General features: G+C 50.8%; 8 protein-coding genes. 3 read left to right on the forward strand and 5 right to left on the reverse strand.

Annotation, left to right across the window (positions count from 1 at the left end; translation table 11 throughout):
• Positions 1–4 precede the first annotated feature (4 nt).
• Both scpA and Tanf_RS06785 read left to right on the forward strand, forming a co-directional pair.
• On the forward strand, positions 5–2,152 hold the full coding sequence (scpA, locus tag Tanf_RS06780) for a methylmalonyl-CoA mutase (protein WP_014225871.1): 2,148 nt from the start codon (positions 5–7) through the stop codon (positions 2,150–2,152).
• Between the two features lie 218 nt (positions 2,153–2,370).
• Positions 2,371–4,344, forward strand: a complete 1,974-nt coding sequence (locus tag Tanf_RS06785; protein WP_046825412.1) for an ABC-F family ATP-binding cassette domain-containing protein — start codon at positions 2,371–2,373, stop codon at positions 4,342–4,344.
• Between the two features lie 24 nt (positions 4,345–4,368).
• Here the strand turns inward: Tanf_RS06785 and Tanf_RS06790 are convergent, their stop codons facing one another.
• The 5 genes from Tanf_RS06790 to Tanf_RS06810 all read right to left on the reverse strand — a co-directional run bounded on the left by Tanf_RS06790 (position 4,369) and on the right by Tanf_RS06810 (position 11,175).
• Positions 4,369–4,584, reverse strand: coding sequence for a hypothetical protein (locus Tanf_RS06790; RefSeq protein WP_046825336.1), 216 nt, complete (start codon positions 4,582–4,584; stop codon positions 4,369–4,371).
• A 137-nt stretch (positions 4,585–4,721) separates the two neighbouring features.
• Positions 4,722–5,480, reverse strand: a complete 759-nt coding sequence (kdsB, locus tag Tanf_RS06795; RefSeq protein WP_046825337.1) for a 3-deoxy-manno-octulosonate cytidylyltransferase — start codon at positions 5,478–5,480, stop codon at positions 4,722–4,724.
• A 67-nt stretch (positions 5,481–5,547) separates the two neighbouring features.
• Positions 5,548–7,494, reverse strand: coding sequence for a membrane protein insertase YidC (gene yidC / locus Tanf_RS06800; RefSeq protein ID WP_046825413.1), 1,947 nt, complete (start codon positions 7,492–7,494; stop codon positions 5,548–5,550).
• A gap of 42 nt (positions 7,495–7,536) precedes the next feature.
• A complete protein-coding gene (pyrG, locus tag Tanf_RS06805; RefSeq protein WP_014225877.1) occupies positions 7,537–9,141 on the reverse strand; it encodes a CTP synthase in 1,605 nt (534 codons plus the stop codon).
• Between the two features lie 231 nt (positions 9,142–9,372).
• Positions 9,373–11,175, reverse strand: a complete 1,803-nt coding sequence (locus Tanf_RS06810; protein WP_046825414.1) for a MutS family DNA mismatch repair protein — start codon at positions 11,173–11,175, stop codon at positions 9,373–9,375.
• 225 nt (positions 11,176–11,400) lie between these two features.
• Here Tanf_RS06810 and Tanf_RS06815 point away from each other — a divergent pair, with 225 nt between their 5' ends.
• Entirely contained in the window at positions 11,401–12,945 is a 1,545-nt protein-coding gene (locus tag Tanf_RS06815; protein WP_014225879.1) for a DUF3078 domain-containing protein, read from the forward strand.
• Positions 12,946–13,068 lie beyond the last annotated feature (123 nt).

Raw genomic sequence — 13,068 nt, forward strand, 5'->3', positions numbered from 1 at the left:
GACGATGAGACCGAATTTTAAAAATATCGATATTCAGAAAGCTGGTTTTGCTGCCACGAACGCAGCGGAATGGGCGAAGTCCAACGGCATTGAGGCCAATTGGAAGACCCCTGAGCAGATTCAGGTAAAGACAGTCTATACGAAAGAAGACCTCGACGGGATGGAGCATCTGCATTATGCCTCGGGGTTGCCACCTTATCTGCGCGGGCCTTACAGCGGTATGTATGCCATGCGCCCGTGGACGATCCGGCAGTATGCCGGATTCTCAACGGCCGAAGAGTCGAATGCCTTTTATCGCCGTAACCTCGCTTCAGGCCAGAAGGGATTGTCCGTAGCGTTCGACTTGCCGACGCACCGCGGATACAATGCCGACAACAACCGCGTGGTGGGTGACGTAGGAAAAGCCGGCGTGTCTATCTGCTCGCTCGAAGACATGAAAGTCCTGTTCGACGGGATTCCGTTAAACAAGATGTCTGTTTCGATGACGATGAATGGAGCCGTGCTACCGGTGCTCGCGTTTTATATCAATGCGGGTCTGGAGCAGGGAGCCAAACTCGAAGAGATGCAGGGAACGATTCAGAACGATATTCTGAAGGAATTTATGGTGCGTAACACGTATATTTATCCGCCCGAATTTTCGATGCGCATCATTGCCGACATTTTCGAGTACACTTCGCAGAATATGCCGAAGTTCAACTCGATTTCGATTTCAGGTTACCACATGCAGGAAGCTGGCGCAACGGCCGACATTGAGATGGCTTATACGCTTGCCGACGGAATGGAATATCTGCGTGCAGGCATCAATGCCGGGATCGATGTGGATGCTTTTGCTCCGCGACTGTCGTTCTTTTGGGCTATCGGCATGAACCATTTTATGGAGATCGCCAAGATGCGTGCCGCGCGCATGCTGTGGGCCAAGATTGTCAAGAGCTTCGGTGCAAAGAACCCCAAGTCGCTGGCGTTGCGTACACACAGTCAGACGTCGGGGTGGTCGTTGACCGAACAGGACCCGTTCAACAACGTCGGTCGCACGTGTATCGAAGCCATGGCCGCTTCGCTCGGACATACGCAATCATTGCACACGAACGCGCTCGACGAGGCTATTGCTTTGCCGACCGACTTCTCGGCACGTATCGCGCGTAACACGCAGATCTATATTCAGGAAGAAACGCAGGTATGCAAGGAGATCGATCCGTGGGCCGGTTCGTATTACGTCGAAGCATTGACGAACGAATTGATCCACAAAGGATGGGCATTGATTCGGGAAATCGACGGCATGGGCGGAATGGCTAAGGCCATTGAGACCGGCCTGCCGAAGATGCGTATTGAAGAAGCCGCCGCGCGCACGCAGGCACGTATCGACTCCGGCGTTCAGACCATTGTGGGAGTGAATAAATATCGTTTGGCCAAAGAGGCGCCGATCGATATCTTGGAGATCGACAATACAGCTGTACGTGAAGAGCAGGTAGCCCGTTTGCAGGATTTGCGCGGAAAACGCGACGAAGTAGCGGTACAGAAAGCGCTGGCCGATATCACGGAGTGCGTGAAGACAAAGCAGGGTAACCTGCTCGATCTGGCCGTCAAAGCGGCCGGTTTACGCGCTTCGTTGGGCGAGATTTCCGACGCTTGCGAAGCCGTTGTAGGGCGTTATAAAGCAATTATCAGAACGATATCGGGCGTGTATTCATCAGAGACAAAAGAAGACGGCGACTTCCGCAAGGCGTGCGAGTTGGCCGAGGCATTTGCCAAGAAACAGGGGCGTCAGCCGCGTATCATGATTGCCAAGATGGGGCAGGACGGACACGATCGGGGCGCCAAAGTCGTTGCAACAGGTTATGCCGATTGCGGATTCGACGTAGATATGGGACCGTTGTTCCAGACACCCGAAGAGGCTGCCCGCGACGCGGTAGAGAACGACGTGCACGTGCTGGGCGTATCGTCGCTTGCTGCCGGACATAAGACGCTTGTGCCGCAGGTAATCGAAGAGTTGAAGAAACTTGGCCGTCCGGATATTCTGGTTATTGCCGGAGGCGTTATCCCCGCACAGGATTACGACTTCCTCTACAAAGCCGGTGTAGCTGCAATTTACGGTCCGGGAACATCGGTGGCCAAAGCCGCATGTCAGATATTGGAAATACTTCTTTCCGAGTAAAAAAAGGATTTTTTTTTCATATTATTTAAAATTAGTATTGTTGGAGGTTGTCTCTCGTGAGAGAGGCGGCCTCTTTTTTTCTGCCTGAGTACTACGATCAATGAGGAGGGGTCTTCTGCGTAGCAACCGTTCGTGTATCAGCTATCAAAGAGTCCTCGTTGCAAACAACCGGAAAAAGGTAAAAAAAGTTATCTTTGCCGTTTGAAAAAAAGAAGAAGATGGTTTCAATCGAAGGACTGACCGTCGAATTCGGCGGTTTTACATTATTAGACGGTTTGTCGTTTGTCGTCAATCGCAAAGATCGTATTGCTTTGGTGGGGAAGAATGGAGCGGGAAAATCGACCCTGTTGAAAATTCTGGCCGGCATGCAGCAACCCACACGCGGAACGGTGAGTATCCCGCGCGACACGACAGTGGGCTATTTGCCGCAGCAGATGCAACTCTCCGACACCCGCTCGGTGCGCGAAGAAACAGAGCAGGCCTTCGCGCATATCCATGCGACGGAAACGGAGATTGAGCGCATCAACCGGGAGCTGTCGAAACGAACGGATTATGAGTCGGAAGGATTCCGGAAACTGATCGACCGGATGACGTGGCTCACCGAGCAGTTCCAGATGATGGGAGGTACGAATTACCATGCCGAGCTGGAGCGCACACTGTTCGGACTGGGCTTTACGCGCGACGACCTCGAGCGCCCGACGGCAGAGTTCAGCGGAGGATGGCGCATGCGTATCGAACTGGCCAAGCTGCTCCTGCAACGCCCCGACGTGCTCCTGCTCGACGAACCGACCAACCACCTCGATATAGAGTCTATTCAGTGGCTCGAAACGTTTATGGCCGCCTCAGCCAACGCGGTGATCCTCGTCTCGCACGACCGCGCGTTTATCAACAACACCACACACCGCACCCTTGAGATCGAACTCGGACATATTTACGATTACAAGGTGAAGTACGACGAATATGTGGCGCTTCGCCGTGAGCGTCGCGAACAGCAATTGCGCGCTTACGAGAACCAGCAGAAAATGCTGGCCGACACCGAGGCTTTTATCGAACGGTTCCGCTATAAAGCGACGAAGGCCGTGCAGGTACAGTCCCGCATCAAGCAACTCGCCAAGGTGGAACGCATCGAAGTGGACGAGGAAGACCACGCGATGCTTCATCTTAAGTTTCCCCCGGCGCCGCGATCCGGTTCGTACCCGATAACCGTAGAAAGTCTGAGCAAGCGCTACGGCGATCACTTGGTGTTTGCCGACGCCACGTTTACCATTCATCGTGGCGACAAGGTTGCTTTCGTGGGTAAGAATGGCGAGGGAAAATCGACGCTCGTGAAGTGCATCATGGGAGAGATTACCGATTACGGGGGAACGTTGCAGCTCGGGCACAACGTCCGTACGGGATATTTCGCGCAGAATCAGGCGCAGTTACTGAACGAGCGGAAGACAGTCTTCGAGACTATCGACGATGTGGCGCAAGGCGATATCCGCACAAGGATACGCGATATACTGGGCGCGTTCATGTTCGGCGGTGAAGCGTCGGACAAGAAGGTAGGCGTGCTTTCCGGCGGCGAGCGCAGCCGGTTGGCCATGATTCGTCTGCTGCTCGAACCGGTCAATCTGCTGATTCTCGACGAGCCGACGAACCACCTCGACATGCGCTCGAAGGATGTGCTTAAAGAAGCGTTGCGCGAGTTTGACGGCACGTTGATCGTCGTCTCGCACGACAGGGAATTTCTGGACGGACTGGTCGATAAAGTCTATGAGTTCGGGAACAAACGCGTGCGTGAGCATCTGGGTGGCATCTATGAATTTCTGGAGCGCCGGAAAATCGAGACGTTGCAGGAGCTGGAACGCAAAGCGCAGACCGTGGCTGCTCCGGCTGTGACGACGAAGCAGCCGGAGAGCGTGAACGCCGGAATGCCCGACGCGAAGCCGCAAGCCGTGCGCTCGTACGAAGAGCAGAAGGAGCGGGCGCGGCGTTTGCGTAAGCTGGAAAAGGCCGTAGCCGATGCCGAACAGGAGATTATGACGTTAGAAGACAAAATCGCCACGCTCGAAGCACGTATGGCCACCCCCGAAGGAGCGGCGGAACCTACGCTCTACACCGAGCACGGCCAACTGAAAACGGCGCTTTCCGAAGCAATGGATCGCTGGACGGAAGCCTCCGAAGCGCTGTCGGAAGCCTCCGCCTCGTAATGTACACAGGCGTTGATCGCCGCATTACTTCACGACGTAGACAATCTTTGCATACTGCGCCACCCGAAAAGCCCCGAACGGGTTCTGCCTCAGATCCGGCTCGTAGACCACATTACCGTATACACGCGGAGGATAGGTAAACATCGGACGCCCTCGTTGGGCATTGTCAAGCGAGTTGGTCGTCAGCAGATCGATGAATTGCCGGTAAGCGTTCGAGACACGATAGAGAATAATCTCCACTTCATCCCCCTTGGTAAATTCGTCGTTGATGTTTGAGCCGGTGAAGGACAGCGATATTTTGCCGTCGGTATAAAACGTATCGTCGATTTTTTATATGTCGGAAGTTGTTTTTGTTTTCTCGTAGATGAATTTTCCGCTTACTTTGCCCTGCTTCTCAAAAAGGCAATGGCGCGTTCCATATCGTCGGGTGTATCGATGCCGATAGTTTCCTGTTCGGTGATGCCTACGCGGATGCGGTAGCCGTTCTCCAACCAGCGCAGCTGCTCGAGGCTCTCGGCCTGCTCGAGCGACGATTGCGGGAGGCGCGCGATTTCGCTCAACACGCCGGTACGGTACGCGTACAGCCCGATGTGTTTGTAGAAAACGTGTTGCGCCAGCCACTCGGTATGTACCTTTCCGCGGATGTAGGGGATGATGGAGCGGCTGAAATAAAGCGCGTCTCCGTTTTTGTTCATGACCACCTTCGGGGTGTTGGGGTTGAAGAGCGTGGCCTCGAAATCGCCGTCTTTCGCAAAGGCTTTCGCGAGTGTGGCGATTTGTACTTCGGGCGAAGAGAAGCATTCCTTGAGCCGCTCGATCTGTTGCGGACGGATAAACGGCTCGTCGCCCTGAATATTGATGACGACGTCGAATCCTTCGCCCACCTTCGTACATGCTTCGTGGCAACGGTCGGTACCGCTACGGTGCGCCTCGGAGGTCATCACCACTTCTCCGCCAAAGGCTTTGACGGCGGCTTCGATGCGCGCGTCGTCGGTCGCGACATACAGGCGGTCGACCGTTTCTATCACTTGTTCGTAGACACGGCGGATCATCGGCCGTCCGTCCATGTCAGCCAGCGGCTTGCCCGGAAACCGTGTCGAGGCGTAGCGTGCCGGTATAATGCCCAAAAATTTCATGCCTTTGCTTCTTTATTTGTCGTAATCTTTTTTTCTTTGTCTCGTCATAAAAAGGCAGGGGCGCTGTTTATTTTTTCCTTTCCTGACGTTTATAATTCTGCGCCTGCTTCTGTTTGGCGCGTTGCTTCTGCTGACGCTCCAGTTCGGCCTGCTGCTTGCGCTGCATCTCGGCCATCCGTTCCATCCAGCCGGCACGTTTGCGCGGTTTCTTTTTGTTCTCTTCTAATTTCGCCAGCAGTTTCTCTTCGTTCACCATGAAACGGATCGAGAGGGTCTGCAGAATTGTGATCAGCGTTGAGATCAGGAAGTAGTAACTCAATCCGGCCGAGGCTTGATTGAACATGAAGAAAAACATGACCGGCATCATATACGTCATCATTGCCATTCCGGGCATCTGCTGCTGACCGGTATTGCTCATGTTCATGTTAATCTTGGAATAAACAATCTGCACGATGGTCATAAGCAAGCAGAAAAGGCTGATATGATTTCCCATAAATGACGTGATGAGCGGGATATTCGTATTCCACGAGAACACGGCGTCGAACGTAGAGAGGTCTTTGGCCCACAAGAACGATTGCTGGCGTAATTCGATCGACGTGGGGAAAAGTCCGTAGAGCGCAATCAGGATCGGAAACTGCAATAGCATGGGCAGGCAGCCGCTCATGGGACTGGCGCCGGCGCGGTTATACAGTTCCATCGTCGCTCTTTGCAGCTCCATTGCTTGTTCTTTCTTCGGGTATTTCGCTTTCAGTTCCTCGACTTGCGGACGCAAGACGCGCATCTTCGCCGTTGAGAGATACGATTTGTATGTCAGCGGGAACAGTACGAATTTGACGATCAGTGTCAGCAGGAAAATAATCAGTCCGTAGCTGGCGATATACCGGCTTAGGAAGTCAAAGATCGGCATGACAAAGTATTTGTTGATGGGGCGTACCCATTTGTACCCCATCGGCACCAACTCATCGAGCGACAGTTCGTGCTCTTTCGTTGCGCCGTTGTCGTATTCGCTGAGCAGATGGTATTTGTTGGGACCGATGAAATAGCGGAAGCCAATGCGTTTGTGAGAGGTCAGGTCGAAATTGACCGAAGTCGTCGTCTTGAATTCCTTCAGGTGCGCAGTGTCGGTGAGCAGACGCGATTCGAGCGTGGTAGCGGTGAACGCTTCATCGGCAATGATCACTGTCGCAAAGTATTTGTTTTTATAGCCGATCCATTTCAGTCGGTTGGCAATTTGTTTGCTGTCTTCTTTCGATTCGCTCAGCTTGTCTACGTCATCTGCCGCATATTTGTAGTACAAGCCGGTGTACTGGTCTTCGTATTTTCGTCCGTGCTCGAGCTTGCGGGCTTTCTGCCTCCACGTAAAATCGAGCGAGTGAGTGTTCGGCGTTAGAATGTCGTTCAGCCCGGCACTCTCGATCGTGTAACGGATCATGTAATTGTCGGGTTCGAGCGTATAGGTAAAATCCATGTGCCGTCCATCGTCAATGGCCAATCGCATCACGACCGATTGACCGTCGGCGCTCGGGATGGGAGTGAAGTAAAGATCGGACGTGTTGATGACGCGTTGATTGGCCGATATCATCGTGATGCCGAAGTCGGACTCATCGGCACCGTCGAAGAGGACGAGCGGCTGTTTATCCCAGGTCGTATATTCTTTCAATCGCGCGTAAGAGAGTTTGCCGCCTTTACTGCTGATTTTTACCTCGATCTTATCGTTTTCGAGCGTCACGAATTCTTCCGTTCCTTCGGCGGCTACGGCAAAATCGCTGAGATTCTGACGGAACCTTTCGGTACGCACCGAATCGGGTAAATCTTCGGGCATTTCCGTTGCGGTCTGTTGCGTCTCCTTCGCGGATTGATTCAGTGCTTCGAGGCGCGCCTGTTCTACGCGAACCAGCGAATCTCTGTAATGTTGTTGAGCTTCTATTGCTTCCTGAGTCGGGCGGTTCAGCCACGTGAATAGGAACAAAATCACCCCGATCAGTATAAAACCGATAATCGTATTTTTATCCAATGACATTTTTTTCTTTACTTCCTTACTACTGTACTATTATTTTTACTTTCTTGCGATGGCCGCTTGGATGAAGCTTACGAACAGAGCATTCGGGCTCACAACCGTACTGTCGTATTCGGGATGGAACTGTACGCCGACGAACCATTGCAGGCCGGGCAGCTCGACGGCTTCGACAAGTCCCGTGTCGGGGTTTTCGCCTACGCACTTCATCCCTGCCGCTTCGAAGGCCTCCTTATATTCACTGTTGAACTCAAACCGGTGGCGATGGCGTTGCTGCACCAGCTCCTTGCCGAAAGCCTGATACAGTTTCGAGCCTTTCTTGAGTACACAGTCGTATGCTCCCAAACGCATCGTACCGCCCATGTTGACTACGTTCTTCTGGTTTTCCATCAGGTCGATGACCTTGAACGGGGTCTGCGGCTCCATCTCCGTCGAGTTGGCACCCTCCATGCCCAGCACATTGCGTGCAAACTCGATAACCATGCACTGCATGCCCAGACATATGCCGAGGCAGGGTATGTCGTGCTCGCGCACGTAGCGGATAGCCGTAAGTTTGCCTTCTACGCCGCGCTGTCCGAAACCCGGAGCAATCACTACGCCATCGAGATCAGCCAGCATGCTTTCTACGTTCAATTCGTTGAGTTTTTCCGAATGTATCAGACGAAGATTCAATTTTCGGTCGTTATAGATCGAGGCAATCAGCAGCGATTCGTCGATCGATTTATAGGCATCCTGCAATTCCACGTATTTGCCTACCAGCCCGATCCGTACTTCTTTCATCGCGTTTTTCTTGCGTTCGAGGAATTTCTTCCACGGTTTCATCTCGGGCGTTTCTCCGGCTTCGAGACCGAATTTGTTGAGCACGATCGAGTCCATCTGCTGTTCCTGCAGCTTCAGCGGTACCTCGTAAATGGTCGGTACGTCGACCGACTGGATCACGGCTTCTTTCGAGACGTTGCAAAACAGCGCCACTTTGTGCAGAATCGTCGCGTTCAGCTCGTGCTCGGTGCGCAACACCAGAATGTCTGGCTGCACGCCCAGCTCCTGAAGTTGCTTGACGGAGTGTTGCGTCGGCTTCGTCTTATATTCTTTGGCGGCCGCGATAAACGGCACATACGTCAGATGTACGCAAAGGCAGTCGCGTCCGAGCTCCCATTTCAACTGACGCATACTCTCGATAAACGGCAACGACTCGATGTCACCCACCGTTCCGCCGATTTCGGTAATCACCACATCGAACTTGTTCTTCGACCCCAACAGCTTGACGTTGCGTTTAATCTCGTCCGTGATGTGCGGGATCACCTGTACTGTCTTTCCCAGATATTCTCCGCGTCGCTCCTTCTCGATTACGCTTTGATAGATACGTCCCGTGGTGATGCTGTTGGCACGCGTAGTGGGAATGTTCAGGAAACGCTCGTAATGACCAAGATCGAGGTCGGTCTCATGTCCGTCGATGGTTACGAAACATTCGCCGTGCTCGTAGGGATTGAGTGTTCCCGGATCGACGTTGATGTACGGGTCGAACTTCTGAATGGTTACTTTGTAGCCTCTCGCCTGTAGCAGTTTACCGAGCGAGGCCGAGACAATCCCCTTTCCTAACGAGGAAACGACACCGCCTGTCACGAAAATATACTTTGTATTTGCCACGATTGTTTTATTTTAGAAGTGGCAAAGATAGGGATTTTTGGCTGTTTTGCGTAATTTTTGTGAGAATTATTCGACCAGAATGTTTTCAAAACACGTAATCATCCGCACAGTCGACATTACAGAGTTTTTTCCATATAGTCTGCTTTCTCAAATGCGCTTTTGAGCGTAACCCACTTTTTTCTGGTGCTGCTTCCGGTCGTCTTTTAAGGGGGATAAGCCGACTGACGACCCTTATTCGGAGAGCGTAATCCCCATTTTCTTCATCAGGAAGCTGGCATTCATATTGCGGGCTACGCCTTCACGCATCCGATACGAAAACGTAAGCGTATTGTCCGTAATATCGGCTTCGAAACGGTAGTTTTTAATATCGTGCGGAAATTCGTCTTCGAGTGTGCCGAGCAGCAGGTCGTGGGTGGCAATGATACCGCAGGCTTCTTTGGAAATCAATTGCTTCATCAACGCCAGCGACCCTTTCTGTTTGTCTTTCGAATTCGTTCCTTTCAGGATTTCGTCGAGGATGATAAAAAGTTGTTCTCCCGCGTTCAATCGGTCAATAATCATTTTCAATCGTTTGAGTTCGGCAAAGAAATACGATTCGTTGGCGACGAGCGAATCGGCCGTCCGCAGGCTTGTTACCGGTCGGGCGGGATAGACGGTCAGGCAACGGGCGCATACGGGCATCCCCATGCAGGCCAACAGGAAATTGACACCGATCGTACGCAGATAAGTGCTTTTACCTGCCATGTTTGCTCCCGTAACAACCATAAAATACGGATGTTTCGAGATGTGTACATCGTTACGTACGCACTTTTCGCGATGCAGCAGAGGATGTCCCAATGCTTCTCCTTCCATCACGAAATAGGTCTCTGCGATAGCAGGGTAAGGGTAGTCGGGGTGATTGAAGGCAAATCCTCCCAGCGAGCATAAGGCATCGGTCTGCGCCAGCGCCTCGAACCAAAGACCGAAATGAGTGGAATGAGTGCGAAGCCATTGCTCCATCAGCATCACCTGACGCATATCACGCAGATAAAGCAGGTTTAAAATGATACCGATCGTGCTGTATCGTTGATCCAGCGCACCGATGATGCGCGACATACGGCGGATGGCACGCGACGCGCTTGTTTTCTCCGAGACAAAGTGCTGTTGCAGCGATGTGAGGAGGGGCGCATCGAACGTCTCCCGCTCTATCTTTCCGATCAGTTGCGAGTAAGCCCTTAGCAACTGCTCCATCTTGTCGATCGACCGGCATAGCTGATGAATCTTGCGTCCCGGAAGGTTCGCAATCAGAAAACCGAGGGCTACCATCGCTCCGGCTGTCCAGACGGGCAGCCACCCGAAACCGATTCCGACGATTATCGCCAGCCACGCTGACGGCACCAGCCAAAGCATCGCACGCCATACGGTACCGAACGACGAGGCCTCTGCGGCCTGTCCGGTCAAGGTTTTCAATTGTGTCAGATCGTCATGATGCCCTTTGCACGTAATCCCCGTGACGTAAAAATCCTGTCTGAACGCTACTTTCCCGGTCAACTCGCGTACTGCCTGCTGACGGATTAAAATTTCTCCCTTCTCTTCCAGCGGATACATAAACCATTCGGCCAGGCATGATTGGCCAATCGAAGTGACCGTACGGTTGATGCTCTGAAAGAGTGACTGGGTACCGAACACATCCAAGTCAAGCGTAAACGGATGTTGCGTGTCGATTTGTTCCGGCGCTCCTTCAAATGCGCTAAAATCATAATTTAATGCTTTTTTCTCGTCCGTATTGAGACGTATCATGCCTTCCGCATACGCCTTCTTTTCCGACAACTTCGTATGGTAAACCAATAGTGCCACAAAAGGCAATGCAAATGCGGTTGTCCATGCCGTCAGTGTCATCCAGCCTGTTTCCCGGAAAAACCATAATATGATTAAGGCCGTAACAAAAAGAAACAGCCGAAGTGTACCGACGTGATACATCCGTCGTTTCAAACGTTGACGTATAGCGGTATATTTTGTTATCTGCTCGTCGTAAAATCGAATCACTTCTTCCATCATCACGGGGCAAAGGTAAAAAAAACTGAAGTACTATCCTTAATTTTTGGATCGATTTATTCAGCTCCGGCGTATCTGCTCTTAAACCGAATGATCCGGACGATTGCAGATCGCAGATACATGATAATACGCTGCAAACACACGGAAACACGACAGGTTTTTATATTTCCGGCACAGGATATCCTGCTTTTTGTCTAATTTTGTACGCTCAATTGATACATCATAATGAAGACAACAATAAAACGGACATTTTTTTATGTTTCCATCACAGCGTGTCTATATGCGGGGATTTCGGTAAGAGCACAAGATCTCAATTTCAATGAAAAGATTCGTCAGCTGATTGAAAAAAGCAATCAGCCGGATACGATTCCCATACCTATACCGAAACCTCGTCTGGTACCGATAGAATTTCCGGTCGATTCGGTAGTGACGGAGACTGTTGCCAATCCGCACACGGCAGAAAAAGATACGACAGCTGTTCCTCATCGTGCGATTCGCAAGCGTACCCTCCTCATGTCGGACGAGGCGATCTATTGGTCGAGGCATTGGGATAATTCGCACAATGCCATACCGGAATGGTATACGTTTCGCGATACGATTATCGTGAACCGATTATTTATGCCTGTCCTCTTTAAAAAAGAAAATCTGGTTCAACCTGAAGAAATTCGTTTTTATGAACCGAAAGATTTGAATGAGATATCATGGACACAACCTCCGTATGTTCCTGTCAGGATGTTTGAAGCATTCCGACGGAAAGGGATCATCGAAGATTATGCCTATCGTTATGTGCGGCGTCATCACCCCGACTATTTCCGTTACAGTGCCGAACATCTGCCGAAAGAAAAGACAAGGCATATTTGGCAGAAAGAAGATGTGCAGGTTCCTGTTCATAAGGTAGAAACGAGTCCGGACGACTATACGGCTCCTACTAAGTTTATTCCCGACCGGCGGTATTGGACTTCATCATTTGAAGCATCTCTCAAGTTTTCTCAAAACTACGTTTCGCCCAACTGGTATAAAGACGGTACGAGCAATTTGAATATTCTGAGCAAAAATCTGTTTCAATACAACTATGCTCGAAACCGGTTTCAACTCAAGAACCTGTTGCAAGTGGATATGAGTGTATATACAGCATCGGACGATACGCTTCGAAACCATAAGTTTGGCGACAACCTGCTCCGATTCTACAGTAACTTCGGTTATCAGGCATGGAGCAAGTGGTATTATACGATCGACTTTGAATTTAAGGCTCCATTATTTACCAACTACAAGAAGAATACGATGAAAAAGCAAGTGGCATTTCTTTCGCCTTACATTATTAATACGGGGCTGGGTATGAAGTATGATCTGAACAAAAAATACGCAAAAAAAGGTCGTTCGCTGAAGTTGGCTGTCAATGTCGCTCCCATATCGTATACGTATATGGCAAGTGTAGATGACAGTATCAACCGCGGTATACATGGCTTTCAGAAAGATAGCGAAGGGAAATATCGGAAATCGTTGAACAGATTCGGTTCGACCGTGCGTATGGATATGGTGTTGAAACCGAATCGGAACGTTACTTGGAAGTCGCGGTTTTATTACAATACGACGTATAAGAATGTTTTAGCTGAATTTGAAAATATGTTGGATATGGCTATCAGCCGTTATTTTTCAACGATGATCAATGTTCATTTACGTTTCGATGACAGCGTGACGAAAACGAAGGGGTATGATTCGTATCTTCAAACGAACGAAACGCTGAGTTTCGGCTTGCGATATATCTGGTAAATCTTACGAATCTCTCTTTTTGTTGGGGCGAAAAAAAAGGCATTGTTTGGGGGCCGAACCATCTGTCTGTAATGTTTAACAAAAAATATCACTTCAGTACGTTATGTTTATCTTTTTTTGATT

It is taken from the genome of Tannerella forsythia (genome assembly GCF_001006485.1).
Classification (GTDB): Bacteria; Bacteroidota; Bacteroidia; order Bacteroidales; family Tannerellaceae; genus Tannerella; species Tannerella forsythia.

Bases quoted from the DNA above. Each gene is read 5' to 3' on its own strand.
- Tanf_RS06810 (WP_046825414.1), bottom strand. From the start codon at position 11,175: ATGGAAGAAGTGATTCGATTTTACGACGAGCAGATAACAAAATATACC.
- scpA (WP_014225871.1), top strand. From the start codon at position 5: ATGAGACCGAATTTTAAAAATATCGATATTCAGAAAGCTGGTTTTGCT.
- Tanf_RS06815 (WP_014225879.1), top strand. From the start codon at position 11,401: ATGAAGACAACAATAAAACGGACATTTTTTTATGTTTCCATCACAGCG.
- Tanf_RS06785 (WP_046825412.1), top strand. From the start codon at position 2,371: ATGGTTTCAATCGAAGGACTGACCGTCGAATTCGGCGGTTTTACATTA.
- kdsB (WP_046825337.1), bottom strand. From the start codon at position 5,480: ATGAAATTTTTGGGCATTATACCGGCACGCTACGCCTCGACACGGTTT.